This is a genomic window from Lactobacillus sp. UMNPBX4 (assembly GCF_002554115.1).
In the GTDB taxonomy this organism is placed as follows: Bacteria; Bacillota; Bacilli; order Lactobacillales; family Lactobacillaceae; genus Lactobacillus; species Lactobacillus gallinarum.
The window spans coordinates 23,590-42,070 of sequence record NZ_PCZF01000006.1 but is presented as its reverse complement, the minus strand read 5'-3'; the positions used below and the strand labels follow the sequence as shown (position 1 = coordinate 42,070).

At 36.8% G+C, this 18,481-nt stretch carries 14 protein-coding genes; all 14 read right to left on the bottom strand.

The genetic code is table 11. The features are described 5' to 3' along the window. Positions 1–1,839, bottom strand: a complete 1,839-nt coding sequence (lepA, locus tag CP355_RS02175; RefSeq protein WP_025005947.1) for a translation elongation factor 4 — start codon at positions 1,837–1,839, stop codon at positions 1–3. Positions 1,840–1,945: 106 nt separating this feature from the next. Continuing rightward, on the bottom strand, positions 1,946–3,100 hold the full coding sequence (gene dnaJ / locus CP355_RS02170; protein WP_098043788.1) for a molecular chaperone DnaJ: 1,155 nt from the start codon (positions 3,098–3,100) through the stop codon (positions 1,946–1,948). A gap of 81 nt (positions 3,101–3,181) precedes the next feature. Then, positions 3,182–5,041, bottom strand: a complete 1,860-nt coding sequence (dnaK, locus tag CP355_RS02165; protein WP_098043787.1) for a molecular chaperone DnaK — start codon at positions 5,039–5,041, stop codon at positions 3,182–3,184. 16 nt (positions 5,042–5,057) lie between these two features. Then, positions 5,058–5,639 (bottom strand): nucleotide exchange factor GrpE, encoded by a 582-nt coding sequence (grpE, locus tag CP355_RS02160; protein ID WP_025005945.1) that lies wholly within the window; start codon positions 5,637–5,639, stop codon positions 5,058–5,060. 15 nt (positions 5,640–5,654) lie between these two features. Continuing rightward, positions 5,655–6,704: a heat-inducible transcriptional repressor HrcA gene (gene hrcA / locus CP355_RS02155; protein ID WP_025005944.1), complete on the bottom strand. Its 1,050-nt coding sequence runs from the start codon at positions 6,702–6,704 to the stop codon at positions 5,655–5,657. A 166-nt stretch (positions 6,705–6,870) separates the two neighbouring features. Beyond that, positions 6,871–7,833 carry a riboflavin biosynthesis protein RibF gene (ribF, locus tag CP355_RS02150; RefSeq protein WP_199161200.1) on the bottom strand — a complete coding sequence of 321 codons (963 nt, stop codon included), beginning with the start codon at positions 7,831–7,833 and terminating at the stop codon, positions 6,871–6,873. 5 nt (positions 7,834–7,838) lie between these two features. Then, positions 7,839–8,732, bottom strand: a complete 894-nt coding sequence (truB, locus tag CP355_RS02145) for a tRNA pseudouridine(55) synthase TruB (protein WP_098036250.1) — start codon at positions 8,730–8,732, stop codon at positions 7,839–7,841. Positions 8,733–8,782: 50 nt separating this feature from the next. Then, the gene (locus CP355_RS02140) at positions 8,783–9,148 is read right to left on the bottom strand and encodes a ribosome-binding factor A (RefSeq protein ID WP_025005941.1); all 366 of its coding nucleotides are present in this window, start codon (positions 9,146–9,148) and stop codon (positions 8,783–8,785) included. A 19-nt stretch (positions 9,149–9,167) separates the two neighbouring features. Next, on the bottom strand, positions 9,168–11,771 hold the full coding sequence (gene infB / locus CP355_RS02135) for a translation initiation factor IF-2 (RefSeq protein WP_098043785.1): 2,604 nt from the start codon (positions 11,769–11,771) through the stop codon (positions 9,168–9,170). Between the two features lie 4 nt (positions 11,772–11,775). Further along, a complete protein-coding gene (locus tag CP355_RS02130; RefSeq protein WP_098043784.1) occupies positions 11,776–12,087 on the bottom strand; it encodes a ribosomal L7Ae/L30e/S12e/Gadd45 family protein in 312 nt (103 codons plus the stop codon). A 2-nt stretch (positions 12,088–12,089) separates the two neighbouring features. After that, positions 12,090–12,386: an RNase P modulator RnpM gene (gene rnpM / locus CP355_RS02125; protein WP_025005938.1), complete on the bottom strand. Its 297-nt coding sequence runs from the start codon at positions 12,384–12,386 to the stop codon at positions 12,090–12,092. An 8-nt stretch (positions 12,387–12,394) separates the two neighbouring features. After that, on the bottom strand, positions 12,395–13,564 hold the full coding sequence (nusA, locus tag CP355_RS02120; protein ID WP_025005937.1) for a transcription termination factor NusA: 1,170 nt from the start codon (positions 13,562–13,564) through the stop codon (positions 12,395–12,397). Positions 13,565–13,583: 19 nt separating this feature from the next. Beyond that, a complete protein-coding gene (gene rimP, locus CP355_RS02115; protein WP_098036248.1) occupies positions 13,584–14,060 on the bottom strand; it encodes a ribosome maturation factor RimP in 477 nt (158 codons plus the stop codon). Between the two features lie 109 nt (positions 14,061–14,169). Further along, entirely contained in the window at positions 14,170–18,480 is a 4,311-nt protein-coding gene (locus CP355_RS02110) for a PolC-type DNA polymerase III (RefSeq protein ID WP_098043783.1), read from the bottom strand. Between the last annotated feature and the right edge of the window lies 1 nt (position 18,481).

Here is an 18,481-nt window from a genome sequence, read left to right as displayed (position 1 = left end):
TTACTTACCTTTGATATCATCGTCATTCATCTTAAGTACTGCCATAAAGGCGTCTTGTGGCACTTCTACCCTACCAACTGCCTTCATTCGTTTCTTACCACGCTTCTGTTTTTCCAAAAGCTTGGCACGACGGTCTGGGTCACCGGTATGGATCTTCCAAGTAACATCTTTACGATATGGCTTAATGGTTGCACGCGAAATAATCTTAGCACCAATCGCACCTTGAATATCAACTTCAAAGTTTTGACGTGGAATTAACTTCTTAAGCATAGAAGTCATTTGACGTGCACGGTCTTGTGCTTCAGATCTATGAGCAATGAAACTCAAAGCATCGATTGGCTCTTTATTAAGCAAGATATCAATCTTAACCAAATCAGTTGAACGATATCCGGTAATTTCATAGTCAAGAGAAGCATACCCCTTAGTTGAAGACTTCAAATCATCAAAGAAGTCAAAGATAATTTCAGCTAATGGCATATTGTAAATTACATTAACCCGATACTTATCAAGGTAGTCCATAGTAACAAATTCACCACGTTTGCGTTGGCACAATTCCATTACTGGGCCAACGAAATCATTCGGTACCATAATTTCTGCTTTAACATAAGGTTCTTGTACTTCTTGATATTCACCGGCATCTGGTAAATCAGATGGATTATCAATTACCTTAGTAGATCCATCATTCATAATTGCGTGGTAGTCAACACTTGGAGCAGTCATGATTAACCCTAGATCAAATTCTTGCTCAAGTCGTTCTTGCACAACATCCATATGAAGCAAACCTAAGAAACCACAACGGAATCCAAAACCTAAGGCAGTTGAAGTTTCAGGTTCAAATTCCAAAGCAGCATCATTTAACTGCAACTTTTGCAAAGCTTCCTTTAAATCATCGTAATCTCGGTTGTCAACTGGATACATACCGGAATAAACCATCGGTGGAATCTGACGATAACCTTCTAATGGTTCCTCAGTTTGATTAGTTGCATCAGTAATGGTATCACCAACACGAGTTTCACGAACTGATTTAATATTGGCAGTGATATAACCTACATCCCCGGCAATTAAAAGATCTTTCTTAACTGGATGAGGACTTGAAACACCTACTTCGGTTACTTCATATTCCTTTCCGGTGTTCATAATCTTAATTTTATCGCCAGGCTTAACTACACCGTCTTCAATTTTGACAGACATAACAACACCGCGATAATCATCGTACTTGGAGTCAAAAATCAAGGCTTTAAGTGGTGCTGTAATATCACCAGATGGAGCAGGAATATCCTTTACTACCTTTTCCAGCATATCTTCGATGCCTTGGCCTGTTTTACCTGAAACTTCGGCAGCTTCTGAAGCATCCAAGCCTAACATTTCTTCTATTTCTTCCTTAGTTTTAGGAATATCTGCTGAAGGTAAGTCAATCTTATTAATGACAGGCAAAATTTCCAAGTCATCATCAATAGCCAAATAAGTATTGGCTAAAGTCTGCGCTTGCACACCTTGAGAAGCATCAACAACCATTAAAGCACCTTCACAGGCTGCAAGTGATCTTGAGACTTCGTAAGAGAAGTCTACGTGCCCAGGTGTATCAATTAAGTGGAAAATATAATCTTCTCCATCCTTAGCATGATATTTAACTTCAACGGAGTTCATCTTAATAGTAATACCACGTTGACGTTCAAGTGGCATGTCATCAAGCATTTGATTTTTAAGTTGGCGCTGACTTACTGTATCAGTTAATTCTAGAATTCTATCAGCGATCGTAGATTTACCATGGTCAATATGGGCAACTATGGCAAAATTACGAATATGCTTTTGATAATCTTTTAATTTTTCTAAATCCATAAATTTATTCACCCTTTACTATCCTTAATATTATAGCAAAGGTCCTTAATCTTATAAAACGAATAGATATACAAAAATGACATTGCCTGATGCAATGTCATTTTTCTTAATCTTCACCACTTAATTTGTCTTTAAGTCGTTCAAAAAATCCTTTTTCTTTTGGTGTAATATCTCCGCCACCATCATGAACAAAGTCAGTCAAATCTTGCTTTTGCTTTTCATTGATATGCTTTGGAATCACGATATTAATTGTAATAATTTGATCACCATTACCATTTCCGCGAAGATATGGTACACCCTGTCCGCGAAGAGTAAACTTCTTATTTGGTTGAGTACCAGCTGGAATAGTTAATTTTTGATCACCATGGACAGTTTTAACAGTAATTTCATCACCTAATGTAGCTTGAGCAAATGAAATTGGAACATCAGTATAAATGTTTTGACCACGACGTTGGAAAATCTTAGATGGTTTAATACGGTAATTAATATCCAAATCACCGTAAGGTCCGCCGTTTATACCAGCCTCACCTTGGCCTTGATAGCGAAGTTGTTGGCCATTATCAATACCTGCTGGAATATCAACTTCAATAGTATTCTTTCCTTGAACAGTACCTTTACCACCACAAGTCTTACATGGGTGTTCAATGATTACACCGCGACCATGACATTTATCACAGATGGTTTGACGACGAATCATCCCTAACATAGATTGCTGAGTAACAGTCATATAACCTGTACCGTGACATTTATCACAGGTAATTGGGTGAGTGCCTTTTTCACAACCATTGCCGCCACAAGTACCACAGGTTTCACTACGAGTATAGCTAACTTGCGTCTTCTTGCCTTTAATCGCATCCATAAAGTCAATAGTCAAAGTATAGTCTAAATCTTGACCACGTTGTGGAGCAGTCGGATCTACTCTTTGTTGTCTTCCTTGACCAAAGATATCACCAAAAATGTCGCCAAAATCACCAAATCCAGAAGTATCAAATCCAGCACCGCCAAAGCCTTGGCCAGCGCCACCAAAACCACCTTGGCCATTTACACCAGCGGAGCCAAATTGATCATATTGTGCACGCTTTTGCTTATCATGCAAAACTTCATAAGCTTCGTTAACTTGTTTATATTTTTCTTCAGCACCAGGTTCATGGTTCAAATCTGGGTGATATTTTTTAGCTAACTTTCTATATGCTTTACTAATTTCTTGGTCACTGGCGTTACGATCTACGCCAAGCACTTTATAATAATCTTCTTGTGCCATTAATTGAACTCCTTATATTTTCAAAAGAAAAGAACTACTCAATGGGTAGTTCTTTTCTCCTTTTGTTTAATTATAAACCCATTACTTGTTTGGATCTACCTTATGGAATTCACCATCTTGGGCACCACCATTGTTACCACCTTGTGGGCCATTTTGTGGACCTTGAGGACCGGCTTGTGGGCCAGCTTGACCTGCAGCGCCTTGTGCTCCACCGTTTTGTTGGTAAAGCTTAACTGCTAAATCTTGTGCAGCCTTTGATAAAGCATCCTTCTTTTCCTTCATTTCGTCCAAGTTGTTGTCCTTTTGAGCCTTCTTCAAAGCTTCAAGAGCATCTTCAACTGGCTTACGGTCACTATCAGAAAGCTTATCCTTAGTGTCCTTCAAAGTCTTATCAGTAGTAAAGATTAATTGATCAACTTCATTTCTAAGATCAACTTCTTCTTTACGCTTCTTGTCTTCTTCAGCATGTTCTTCAGCGTCTTTTTGCATACGCTTGATTTCTTCATCTGACAAACCGGATGAACTCTTAATAGTAATCTTTTGTTCCTTACCAGTACCCATATCCTTAGCAGATACATTTACGATACCGTTCTTATCGATATCGAAGGTAACTTGAATTTGTGGAACACCACGTGGTGCTGGTGGAATATCAGTTAATTCAAAGCGACCAAGGGTCTTATCATCTGCAGCCATTGGACGTTCACCTTGCAATACGTGGACATCTACTGCTGGTTGGTTATCTGCAGCAGTTGAGAAGATTTGACTCTTTGAAGTTGGGATAGTAGTGTTTCTGTCAATTAACTTAGTGAAGACACCACCCATGGTTTCAATACCAAGTGACAATGGAGTAACATCAAGCAAAACGATGTCCTTAACGTCACCTGAAATAACACCACCTTGGATAGCTGCACCTAAGGCAACAGCTTCGTCAGGGTTGATTGAGTGGTCGGGTTCTTTCCCAGCCCATTCCTTAACTGCTGCTTGAACAGCTGGAATACGGGTTGAACCACCGTTTAAGATAACCTTATCGATATCGTTTACAGTTAAACCAGCATCCTTTAATGCATTGTCAAATGGTACCTTAGTCTTTTCAACTAAGTCACTAGTCAATTCATCAAACTTAGCACGGGTAAGGTCAGCTTCAAGGTGTAATGGACCAGCTTCACCAGCAGAAATGAATGGAAGTGAAATGTGAGTTGAAGAAACACCTGACAAGTCTTTCTTAGCCTTTTCAGCAGCATCCTTCAAACGTTGCATAGCCATCTTGTCCTTAGACAAGTCAACGCCATTTTCATCCTTAAAGTTCTTGATCAACCAATCCATGATACGGTTATCAAAGTCATCACCACCAAGGTGAGTATCACCGTTAGTTGATAATACTTGGAAGACACCGTCACCTAATTGAAGAACGGAAACATCGAAAGTACCACCACCAAGGTCGTAAACTAAGACCTTTTCATCTTGGTCTTTGTTTAAACCGAAGGCTAATGCTGAAGCAGTAGGTTCGTTGATAATTCTTTGTACATTCAACCCAGCGATCTTACCAGCATCCTTAGTAGCTTGACGTTGTGCATCGTTAAAGTAAGCAGGAACAGTGATAACTGCATCAGTTACCTTTTCACCTAAGTAATCTTCTGAGAACTTCTTGATGTATTGTAAAATAAATGCAGAAATTTCTTGTGGTGTGTATTCCTTGTCACCAACCTTAACCTTGTAATCTGCTTCACCCATGTGACGCTTAATTGAAACAATAGTGTTAGGGTTAGTAATAGCTTGACGCTTAGCTACTTCACCAACTTGAATTTCACCATCTTTAAAAGCTACTACAGATGGAGTAGTACGGTTACCTTCTGGGTTAGTAATAATCTTTGGTTCTTTACCTTCAAGAACTGCAACTGCTGAGTTAGTAGTTCCGAGGTCAATACCAATAACTTTTGACATGTATAAACTTCCTCTCCTATTGAGCAACTACAACCATTGCTGGTCTTAGTGTCCGATCTTTATATTGATATCCTTTTTGTAAAACCTGAACAACGTGATCTTTTTGATCATCATTTTCGGCTGCTACAGTTTGAACAGCTTGATGCAATGTCGGATCAAATTTTACGTCTTCAGCTTCAATCTCAACGATGCCATGTTCTTTCAATGCTTTAGTTAATGAATCAAGCGTCATCTTAACGCCCTTCTTCAGTTGCTTGGAAACATCATCATCGGCTTCTACGCTTAAAGCTCTCTCCAAATTGTCTACAGCAGGCAAAATATCTTTAGCTAAGCTTTGAGATTCATACTTAATAAGTTGAGCTCTTTCTTTTGAATAGCGATTTTGCATATTTTGAATTTCTGCTTCGCTACGAAGATACTTATCTTCAAGCTCCTTATTCTTATCTTTTAAATCAGCCAATTCTTTAGCTAATTTTTCATCATGTTTATCATTTTTTGCTTCCTTACCTTCAGTTGCCTTTTTCTTAACATCCTTAGGTGTTGAAGCATTTTCTTTTTCATCTAAATTCTTTTCACTAGGAAACTCTTCTTTACTCACGGCTAACCTCCTCTATTATTGAAATTTACCGTAATAATCAAGTAACTTCTTGGCTAATTCATTTCTGAAGTATTCTAGAAGCCCTATCATTTGAGAATACGGCATATTTGTTGGCCCAAGTAAAGCTATTGTTCCTTTACCATGGGAGCCGACACTATATTCAGCTGTCAGCAAACTATAATTTTTTAATAAATCATTCGGCAATTCAGATCCTAACTTTACCTTAACTGGGTATTTTTCAGTCTTAGGATCAGCCTTAATATTCATCAAATTAGAAAACAAATTATCTCGATCAATTAATTCATAGAGTGAACGTATATCATTTACATTATTCTCAGTTGTATTGTTCAATAGATTAATTTGTCCATCAACATACATCTGCTCACTAGCCGCATCTTTTAACACGTCTTCAACTAAGCTAAATAATTCGTTAGCATGATCACTACCTAATTCGTTTTTAGCAAGTTCACTTAGCAATGAAACATTAATTTCCTTTAAACTCTTACCAACTAATTGGTCATTAATCATTCGAACCGCTTTTTCAATTTCTTCACCATGAATATTATGTGGTAAAGCATAAACTTGATTTTGGACATTGCCATCACTCGTCACTAGAATTGCCATCACTTGTCTAGAAGACAGGGGAACAATCCTAAAACCTGTAATTTTAACATCCCTACTCTCAGGTCCTTCAGCAAAAGCAGTGTAATTAGTTAAATCAGATAAAATGCGTGCTGCTTCTTGTACGATTTCATTCACCTGATGAAAAGGTCGATCTAATTGTGTCCCAATCGTGTTATAAACAGACTCTGGCAACTGAAGCGGTTCAACTAAATTATCAAGATAATAACGATATCCATCACTTGACGGAATTCTTCCGCTAGAAGAGTGTGTCTTCTCAATTAAGCCTTGATCTTCTAGGACCGCCATTTCATTTCGAATAGTAGCGCTTGATACTTTAATTGGTAACTGCTTCATCACCGTCTTAGAGCCAACAGGCTCATGCGTTTGTGTGAAGTCTGTAATAATTGTTTTTAAAATAAGCTCTTGACGCTCGGTCAACATAATAATCGCCCTCACTTTTAGCACTCGTAATTCTCAGGTGCTAACAATTAATATGATACTATAAATTAGCAGAAAAACAAGAGGAGTGCTAAAATTTCTTCAAATTATTTCAAAAAATAAAAACTGAAGAACTTAGTTCAAAATTGCTAAGTTCTTCAGCTTCTCGTTACGCATTACTTCGTGCTTCTTGTGCAAAATAATGTTCAATTTCTATTTGGTCTTTCTCTAATTGTTTTTTCAATTCTTCAAGGCTGCTAAATTTAATTTCGCCTCTAGTATATTTATACCATTTAATTTTTATTGGCTGATCATAAATATCCTGTTTAAAATTAAATATATATGATTCAATAAAAATTTGTTCAGGTTGGCCAATCGTTACATTATAACCGACACTAGTCATAGATTCATACCACTTTCCAGCTACCTGCGTTTTAGTGGCATATACTCCTATTTTGGGAATTACCTTATGACTAGCCCAAACTAAATTAGCTGTTGGGAAGCCTAATTTATGGCCATTTCTTTTACCATGACCAACGATCCCGCTCATCACATAATGGTGACCCATTAATTGAAAAGCTAATTCCATCTTACCTTCCCTAATTGCCTGTCTAATTTCAGTTGAACCTATTTTTTTACCATTAAAAATCTGCTTAGGCATAACGAAAATTTCAAATCTATCCTTCGCAAATTTTGGTAAATTCTTCATATTAGCAGTCTCTTTAGGACCATATGTATAATCAAATCCAGCTACTACTGTATCTGCATTGAGTTTAATTATTACATTATCTACAAAACTCTGTGCATCTATCTCGCTAAACTTTTTAGTAAATGGCATTACGGCTAGATAATCTACACCTAGTTCTGCCATTTTATCTGCCTTTTCATCTAAAGTTTCTAAATACTTAAAGTCTTTTTTGGCAGCATAAATTTCCTTCGGATGACGATCAAAAGTTAATACTACTAATGGTAATTTCTTTTGATCAGCTATTTTTTTGGCTTTATTGATTAAGCGTTGATGACCTAAATGAACGCCGTCAAAAAAACCTAAGGCTAGAATAGTTTTTGAAGATATGGTATTTTCGCTAACTGGATAAGTTAAATGAATGATTTTCACAACTAATCCCTTCATTTCAGTTATTCATTTTGAATCAACATTAAACTTGGGCGATATAATTTTCCCTTATTCTCATAAATCGCCTTGACTTTTTTATTGTACCTTAATGCGACTTTTTTAGCATCTATTTCTAACGAAATACCTGCTCCATTTTTCACTTTAAGCCATTTTCCTTCACTTAGATCAACTTGAGGATAGTCTTTAAAGAAAGCGTCAATTGGTTGAATCAATTCTGCAGCTTTTTCAGGATTCTCTTCAATTTCACTTAACTTAACGGCCTGAGAAATATCAAAACCTGAGCTAGCTACTCTTCTTAAGTAAGTCATAACTGCTGGGCAATTCATTTTCTCGCCCAAATCATTTACTAAGGATCTAACATATGTACCTTTACTACATTTAATTTTAAAATCAAATTCTTCTTGTCCATCTTTTTCATTGAATGTAGGTTTATTGGTTAAATCATATTGTAAAATATCAACTTTACGTTTTGGTCGCTCTACCTCAATACCTTCTCTAGCATACTCATATAAATGCTTACCATTTACCTTTACGGCTGAGTAAATTGGTGGTACTTGTTCTATTTCCCCTAAAAACTCATTCATATGATTCTGAATATCTTCAGAAGTAAATGCCTTGGTTAACTTGGTCTTTTTCAAAACTGTGCCAGTTGAATCATAACTGTCAGTGGCATATCCAAAAAGGCCACTACCAATATATTCTTTAGGTCTAGTATGCATAAGTTCAATCAGTTTAGTTGCTTGTCCAATTGCAATAGGTAATACACCTGTTACCTCGGGGTCAAGTGTACCCGCATGTCCAATTTTTCGGATATGCAGAGCTTTGCGTAAATGATAAACTACATCAGCACTAGTCATCCCTTTATCTTTATCGATAACTAAAATTCCATTTAACATAAATAATCCTTTTCTATCTAAACGAAAAAAGCGCCTAAACGGCGCTTTTTTTATTTACTTGCCCGTTCAGCATCTTGCTTTTTAACTTCTGCAATTAAACGGTCAATTTTACTACCATATTTTACTGAATTGTCTCGTTTAAAAATTAATTCAGGAACTTTATAAACGGTTAAAGTTTGTCCTAATAAGTGACGCATCATACCTTTAGCCTTTTCTAGTCCTTCTTGAACTTCTTTTTCCTTATCGGCATTTTCAGTTAAAAGACTATAGTAAACAGTTGCATATGAAAGATCATTCGTACATTCCACTGCAGTGATAGTTACTTCACTCAAACGAGGATCACGAATATTCTTTTGTAAAATTTTGGTTAATTCACGAAGAATTTCTCCTTCAACACGACCAATTCTATGCTTCATGTTTGCCTCCTAAAAATTATTACTTAGGTTCAACTTGTTGCATTTCGTAAACTTCGAATTCGTCGCCGACTTTAATATCGTTGTAGTCTTTGATAGTTAAACCACAATCGTTACCTTGCTTAACTTCTTTGGCATCATCTTTAAATCTCTTAAGTGAAGCAATTTCACCATCGTATTTAACAATACCATCACGAATAACTCTAATTTTGGCGTTATTCTTAACCAATCCCTTATCAACAAAGGAACCAGCAATAGTACCAACCTTAGATACTTTCCAAGTTTCACGAACAGTAAGGTTACCGATAACCTTTTCTTCGTAAGTTGGTTCAAGCATACCCTTCATGGCTGCAGTCACATCATCAATTGCCTTGTAGATGATACTGTACAAACGAATGTCGACGCCTTCAGTTTCAGCTTGACTCTTAGCAGTTGCAGTTGGACGAACATTAAATCCAATGATAAATGCATTAGAAGCACCGGCTAAGGTTACGTCTGACTCATTAATAGCACCTACACCTGAGTGAATGATGTTAACACGAACGCCTTCAACTTCAATCTTTTCAAGAGATTGTTGCAAAGCTTCAACAGAACCTTGAACATCAGCCTTCAAGACAATGTCAACTTCCTTCATATTCTCCTTCTTCATAGTATCGAAGAGGTTATCGAGAGTGACATGTTGAACATTTTCACGAGACTTTTGCAAAGCTTGTTGTGCTCTAGCTTCACCAACTGAACGTGCTGTCTTTTCATCCTTAAATTCAACTAATTTATCAGCTGATTCTGGAACGTCATTCAAACCAGTAATTTCAACTGGTTCAGATGGAGTAGCCTTTTTAACTTGACGACCACGATCGTTAGTCATAGTACGAACACGGCCAAAAGTATCACCAACAACAATTGGATCACCAACATTTAAAGTACCTTGTTGAATCAAAACGTCGGCTACTGGTCCACGACCACGTGATAAGCGAGCTTCAATTACAGTACCAATTGCCATTTCTGTTGGGTTAGCCTTAAGTTCCATCACATCAGCTTGAAGCAAGATCATTTGTAATAAATCATCAACATTTTGACCAGTCTTAGCTGAGATATTTACAAAGATGGTGTCACCACCGTAATCTTCAGGAATTAAATTATATTTCATCAATTCTTCAGTTACGTGTTGTGGGTTAGCACCTGGCTTATCCATCTTGTTAATTGCTACAATAATTGGAACATTGGCGCTCTTAGCGTGGTCAATAGCTTCAACAGTCTGTGGCATAACACCATCATCGGCTGCAACAACTAAGACAACAATATCAGTAATTTCAGCACCACGTGCACGCATGTTTGAGAAGGCTGCGTGTCCAGGAGTATCTAGGAAAGTAATCAAGCGGTCATCAAGACGAACTTGGTAAGCACCGATCTTCTGGGTAATACCACCAGCTTCATGAGCTGAAACATGGGTATGACGCAAACGGTCAAGCAAAGTAGTTTTACCATGGTCAACGTGCCCCATAATAGTAACTACAGGTGGACGCTTAACTTGATTCTTAGACTTCTTAGAAGCTTCCATTCTCTTGTCATAAAGAGTATCAATATCAGAAATATCTTCATGAACCTTTTGCTTAGCATTAATACCGTATTCAGCTGCTAATAATTCGATGGTATCCTTATCCAAAGATTGGTTTTGGTTAGTCATCACACCAAGCATGAATAATTTCTTAACAATTTCAGCTGGTTCACGGTGAATCAACTTACCAATGTCTTGAGCGTTCATACCTTCTTCATATATTAAAGTTTCTGGTAATGGACGTTCCTTACGCTTAGTAGGTTGCTTCTTTGGCTTTTGTTCTTGTTGACGTTTCTTATTCTTACGACGTTTTCTTTCTGAACGATCAGAATGTTCATTATGATTATTAAAGAATTGGTTCTTACCTTTACGTCCTGGCTTACCCATATTCTTACCGCGACCATTGCCACGTTTTTCATCTTTAGGAGGCTCAGGAATAGAAACCTTCACTGCAGGCTTATCATTTGTTGAAGGTTGATTCTTCTTCAAACGTGCTGGAGATGGTTTCAAAATCTTTGGACCAATAATTTTTTTCTCTACTGATTCTGACTTCTTAGTATTGTTTTCTTTGTTAGTTTTCTTCTTATTATTCACTGGTTGTTCTTTTTTCGGATGTCTCAATTGTTCGTGATATTCTTTTTTAGCTTTTTGTGCTTCTCGATTAAGCAGGCCTTCCTCTGCACGTTGCTTTTGCTTAAATTGTTGCAACAAAGCAGCTGCTTTTGGCTTACCTGAATTTGAGTTATGATCGCGATCATTTCTATTTTTGCGATTGCGATCATTATTATTTTGACGACGCTTATTGTTACGTCTTCTAGGCTTCTTTGAACCTGCATTATCTTCTTGTTTCTTTTCGTTCTTACGAATAGAAGAAACAGAGATCTTTATTTTATTGTTTTTCTCAGCGGGAGCGGAGTTTTGGAAACTACCTTTTAATTTTGCAACTTGTGCATCATCTATTGATGACATATGGTTCTTTATATCGAAGCCCAATTCCTTTGCTTTTTGGACTACAACTTTATTATCGACGCCCACTTCTTTTGCGACTTCATAAATTCTTTTCTTTGCCATCCAATCACACTCCTTCATTTATTTTTTTAATCAATGCCTTGGTAAAACCGACATCGGTTAATCCTAAAACTTTACGTTTTTTGCTGATAGCTTTGGAAAGCTCATCAGCTGAAAATAAGTTTATTATAGGAACATTAACTTTTCTGGCAGCACGATCAACTTTTTCAGCGGTGTTGTCTTGAACGTCACACGCCATGATGACCGCGGTGATTTTTCCTTTGTTAAGCTTGGCAATCACAGTTTCTGTCCCAGTAATTAATTTACCAGCTCGCTGTGCTAAACCTAACAAATTAATCGCTTTTTGTCTATTTTGCAAACTTATTTATCACCAAACAATTCTTTTCTTGCTTTTTGATGATCAACATATGAATAAAGCTCGTCATAAAAACTATCTGGAACCTTAGCCCCTAAGCTACGATCTAAAATATGCTTTTCTTTAGCGGCTTTAATCTTGGTTGGATCAAGTGAAACATATGCGCCGCGTCCTGCTTTTTTGCCAGTAGGATCAACAGCAATATTCTTTTCTTTATCGATTACGACACGTACCAACTCTTTTTTAGGTTGCATAGTGTCGGTTAATAAATCCTTCCGCATTGGGATTTTTCTTTTTTTCAAAAAATCACCTATTCTTCAGTATTATCTTCGCTTGAACTTTCTTCTACCTGTGTAGCTGCTTCATCTGTATCAACTGAACTATCCTCATCAGATTCAGTATCAGCAGATTTGGCTGCAGTGTCTGACTCTTCATCAACAAATTCTACTTCAGATTCTGGACGAATATCAATCTTATAGCCTGTTAAGCGAGCAGCAAGACGTACATTTTGTCCCTTCTTACCAATGGCAAGTGACAATTGGTAATCTGGAACAATTACTAACGCACTCTTTTCTTCTTCATTATCACCAAATTGAACAGCAATTACTTCTGCTGGATTCAATGCATTAGCAATAAAGTCAGAAGGATCTTCTTCGTACTTAACGACATCAATATTTTCGCCACCAAGTTCATTAACAACATTTTGAACACGGGCACCCTTTTGACCTACACAAGTACCAACTGGATCAATGTTAGGGTCATTTGACTTAACAGCCATCTTAGTACGGTCGCCAGCTTCACGGGCAATTGATACAATTTCAACAGTTCCATCATAAATTTCAGGAACTTCTTGTTCAAATAATCGCTTGACAACATCAGGTGCAGTTCTTGAAACAACGATTTGTGCACCCTTAGAATCTGAGCCAACATGAGTTACAAGTACACGAATTTGATCTTGTGGGTTGTAAACTTCATTTGGCATTTGGTCACGTTGAGGCATCACAGCTTCAACATTGCCAATATTAACATATACAAAACGATTATCACGTCGTTCAACAGTACCTGTAACTAATTCATCTTCATATTGAGAATATTCGTCAATAATATGACTTCTTTCTGCTTCACGAAGCCGTTGCATAATAACTTGCTTAGCAGTTTGAGCAGCAATTCGACCAAAGTTCTTTGGTGTAACTTCAAATCGAATTTCATCCCCAACTTCATAAGCACGATTAATTGCCAAGGCGTCTTTCAAACTAACTTCAAGACGGTCATCTTGTACTTCATCAACGACTGTCTTAACAGCCATTACCTTGAAGTTACCTCTTCTTTCATCGAAGTCAACTTCAACGTTTTGTGCTTGATTATAATTTTTCTTGTATGCAGCTACCAAAGCGGCCTTGATTGCATCAACAATAACATCTTGTTTAATGCCCTTGGTCTTTTCCAAGGTAGCAAACGCTTCTAGCATTTCTTTAGACATAAGTTTTTGATCAACCTTTCTAAAATTCAATTGCAAAACGAATCTTTGCAATTAACTTACGAGGGATAGTTAATTTCTTTCGTCTTGTTTTATCTTTTACTTCTAATACAATCTCATCATTATTATAGGATTTAAGCGTACCTTCATACACTTTTTTGTCCTCAATTTTTTGATAAAGACCAATATGAACATAATCATTCAGTGCTCTCTCCCAATCAGCTTCAGTCTTAATAGGGCGTTCAGCACCTGGAGATGATAACTCTAAAACATATGGATCAGGAAGCGGATCAGGATCAATTGTATCAAGTTTTTCAGAAACCAATTCACTTAAAGCCGCAATTTCATCGATATCGATACCATTGGGCTGACGATCAACATAAATTCGTAAATAGTTTTGACCTTTTTCCTTAACGTATTCCATATCAACTAACATGTCGCCATGCTCGTCAATAATTGTTTCGACAACTGGACGAACAAGATCTATAACTTTAGACAAAAAATTTCCTCCGTAATAAAAAGAGTGAGCATTACTGCTCACTCGAATTTACCTATTCGAACTTCTCTATTAGTATACCATGTTTTACATAACAATGTAATAATAACTCCTAGAAAAGTGATAATTGATTTTCATCGGGCATACCTTCCAGTACGCCATTGTCTTCGAAATAATTCATGATTGTTTGTGAAACTTTGCCGCGTTTTGCTAAATCTTCTTTAGATAAGAATTTCTTTTCAGCACGCGCAGCGACAATTTGCTTAGCCGCATTGTCACCTAAACCAGGAACCGCATTAAATGGTGCCAAAATAGTATGCTTATCTAAAATCTTGAAATCCGTAGCTTCTGATTGATCAATATCAACCATTTTAATTTTAATGCCGCGTTCAAGACATTCGTTAGCAATTTCCAAAACTGTCAATAAACTTTTATCTTTGGCTGAAGCATCGTTCCCTTTATCTTGAATTTCTTTCATTGCAGCTTTAACAGTGTTTTTACCATGACTCATTGCAACTAAATCAAATAAATCAGCACGCACTGAGAAATAAGCAGTGTAATAAATTTCTGGGTAATATACTTTAAACCAGGCGATACGTAAAGCCATTAAAATATAAGCAGTGGCGTGAGCTTTAGGGAACATGTACTTAATCTTTAAACAAGAAGGAATATACCAATCAGGAATATTTTTATTCTTCTTCAAAATTGCCATATTTTCATCACTAATACCACGTCCGTGACGAACAGACTCCATAGTTGAAAAGGCAACTTCTGGTTTAACTCCCCAGTGAATCAAGTCCATCATAATGTTATCACGACAACCAATAACATCCTTTAATTTGCAAGTACCGTTATTGACTAAATCTTCTGCATTTCCTAACCATACATCGGTACCATGTGACAAACCAGAAATCTGCAATAATTCCGCAAAAGTTGTTGGTTTAGTTTCTTCAAGCATCCCTCTAACGAAACGCGTACCAAATTCTGGTACTCCCAAAGTACCTGTTTGTGAACCAATTTGTTCAGGAGTAACTCCTAAAGCCTTAGTACTTGAGAATAATGACATAACACCTGGATCATCTGGTGGAATAGTCAGTGGATCGATTCCTGACAGGTCCTGCAAGTGACGAATCATGGTTGGATCATCGTGACCCAGAATATCAAACTTCAAAATATTATCGTGAATTGAGTGGAAGTCGTAGTGTGTAATTAACCATGCTGCATTAACATCATCAGCTGGATAAGATACAGGAGTAAAATCATAAATATCCATGTCATCAGGAACTACAACAATACCAGCAGGGTGCTGACCTGTAGTTCTTTTTACTCCACGAATACCACTAGCCAGGCGATCCAATTCCGCATTTCTAGCTTTCAAATCACGCTCTTCATCAAAGTGTTTTGCATAACCATATGCAGTCTTATCTGCAACCGTCGCAATAGTTCCGGCACGATAAGAATTATCTGGACCGAACATTACTCGAATAAAGTTATGCGCAACTGGTTGATAGTCTCCTGAGAAGTTCAAATCGATATCAGGAACTTTATCCCCATGGAAACCTAGGAAAGTCGCAAACGGAATATCCTGTCCATCTTTAACTAAAGGCGTTCCACATTTTGGACAATCCTTATCAGGTAAGTCAAATCCAGAACCATATTCACCATTTTCAAAGAATTGCGAATATTTACACTTAGGACAACGATAATGTGGTGCAAGTGGATTAACTTCTGTAATTCCTGACATAGTAGCTACCAGACTGGAACCTACAGAACCACGAGAACCTACCAAGTAACCATCTTTATTTGACTTGGCCACCAGACGTTGAGAAATCAAGTAAATAACCGCATATCCATTAGAAATAATAGAATTTAATTCTAGATCAATTCTGTCTTTTACGATTTTAGGCAACGGCTTGCCATAAAGTTCATACGCCTTATCATAAGTTAACTTTTTCATTTCTTCATCAGCGTGTTCAATATGAGGTGGATATAATCCATCCTTAATTGGCCGAATCTCAGAAATTTCATCAGCAATCTTATTTGTATTATCAATAACGATTTCTTTGGCTACATCTTCACCTAAGAAACTAAATGCATCAAGCATTTCCTGAGTTGAATAAAAATGCAAATCAGGTTGCGGTTTATTTCTATTTGGATTAGATCGTTGCGCTGAAATTAAAATAGTTCGGTAAATAGCATCATGTGGTTCAACATAGTGTGCATCTCCTGTTGCAACAACAGGCTTATTCAATTCTTTACCTAACTTATAAATATTCCCAATAATTTCTTCAAGTTGTGCTTCATCTTTAATTAATCCATCCTCGATTAATTGAGAATAATTTGCAGGAGGTTGTACTTCCAAAAAGTCATAAAACTTAGCTTTTTCTCTAGCCTCGTCATAACCTTTCTGCATCATTGCTACAAAGACATCACCTTGCCAACAACCTGAGCCATAAAACAGACCTTCATGCAAACGAGCTAAATCTGATTTAGGAGTACGCGGAATTCGATAAAAGTCTTTCGTACTTGCTATTGAAACTAGTTTGTATAAATTCTTTAATCCCTTTTGATCTTTAGCCAAAACCGTCATGTGAGATGGTCGAGCTCGCTTATAAACCTCACCATGTGCAGCATAACCATTTAAGTTATTCAAATTATCTTCATTATATTTTTTCTTAAATGCATCTAGCAGCTTATACATTAAGTAACCAGTTGCTTCCGCATCTTGATTAGCTCTATGGTGATGTTCCAAGGAAACATTATATTTTTTGGCTAATGAATCCAAAGTATGACGGTTCTGTTCAGGGTGAAGCAAACGAGAAACTTCTAGTGTATCGACAACTGGTTGTGTGATTTCACTAAGACCAGCTCTTCTTAAAGCGGCATTAACAAAGCCGACATCAAATTGAACATTGTGTCCACATAAAGGACGATCACCATAAAAGTCTTGGAATTGCTTAATAACTACATCTTCATCATCAGCAGCACTAACCATCTCATCCGTAATTGAAGTTAAATTAATGGTTTGTTCACTCAAAGGATGGTGTGGGTTAATGAATTTATCAAAACGTTCAATAACTTCACCGTTTTTCATCTTAACAGCACCAATTTCAATAATAGTGTCATAAACAGATGAAAGACCAGTAGTTTCAACGTCGAAAATAACAAATTCACGATCTTCATAAGTCATTGGAGCTGGATTGATAACCAATAATGCATGGTCATCTATCATATTCGCTTCAACACCATATAAGATTTTTGTGCCTGTAGCTTTACCTGTACTATAAGCTTCTGGGAAGGACTGAACATCACCATGATCTGTAATAGCGATAGCCTTCTGACCAAATTTTTTAGCAGTTTTAATAAAATCACTTGGTGCATTAGTTGCATCTAATTGACTCATATTAGTGTGCAAATGAAGTTCTACTCTCTTTTGCTCACCCTCATATTTTTCCGTTCGTCCGATATGTTCAACTGTTTCAAAGCTGCTAATGTTGAATACTACATCATGTACCCATTGATCATCGATTGCTGAACCTTGCATTTTAGCCCAAGTACCAGGCTTAATTGCAGCCATTTGCTCAATTTGTTCCTTATTTGAAGCAAATTTCTTAAACGCAATTGAATCACTATAGTCAGTAATTTCACCTGTAAAAATTACTGAACCGTTTTTCAATTCTCTACTTTCAATATTGAAAATATTACCTTCAATTACAACATTTCGAGTACCATCTTCAACATCTTGAATTTGCGTAATCGGAGCATTTTCATCTAGTTTTCGATTGCCATAACTAGTACGCTTGGTTTGGTACTGCTGCTTTGGTTTAGGCTTCGGCTTTTCCGGAGTATTGTTAAAAGCCTCCTGCATACTTTTTTCATGTTCATGCTGAAGCTCTTGCAAACTTTCTAAACTGTTTTGTAAATTAGTTTGATCGACTTCGGTTATAAATTTTAAATTAAAGAAACCAAAGTCACGCATCTCTTCAGCCAAATCATCTAAAGCCTTTTGTTCGATTAATCCATCAATTACATTGTTATCTACTGGAATAACCCAACGACCATTTTCTTTTTTAGGTTTTTGTCCAGCTAAAAATTCTCTAGCGACGGGAGATAAAGTATTTGAATTCTGTACCGCATAATGCCAGTAATCTGGCAAGTATTGATCAGAACCATCACCTGTACCAACAAAAAATCTTACATTTACAAATGCTGAAAAAGTTTCTTCTATTGCTTTTCTTAATGCTACATAAGTGTCATATTTCAAAGGAGTATCAAAAAAAACATGGATATCCCACCTATGTTCTTTAGCGTAAACATCCACGTTTTCAACCTTTCCCTTTTGAAGAAGATCATTATCTTCAAAACTATCAGGGAAATGAACTTGTTTGAGCAATTTTAAGAAAAGATCATTTTTATTTGCCACA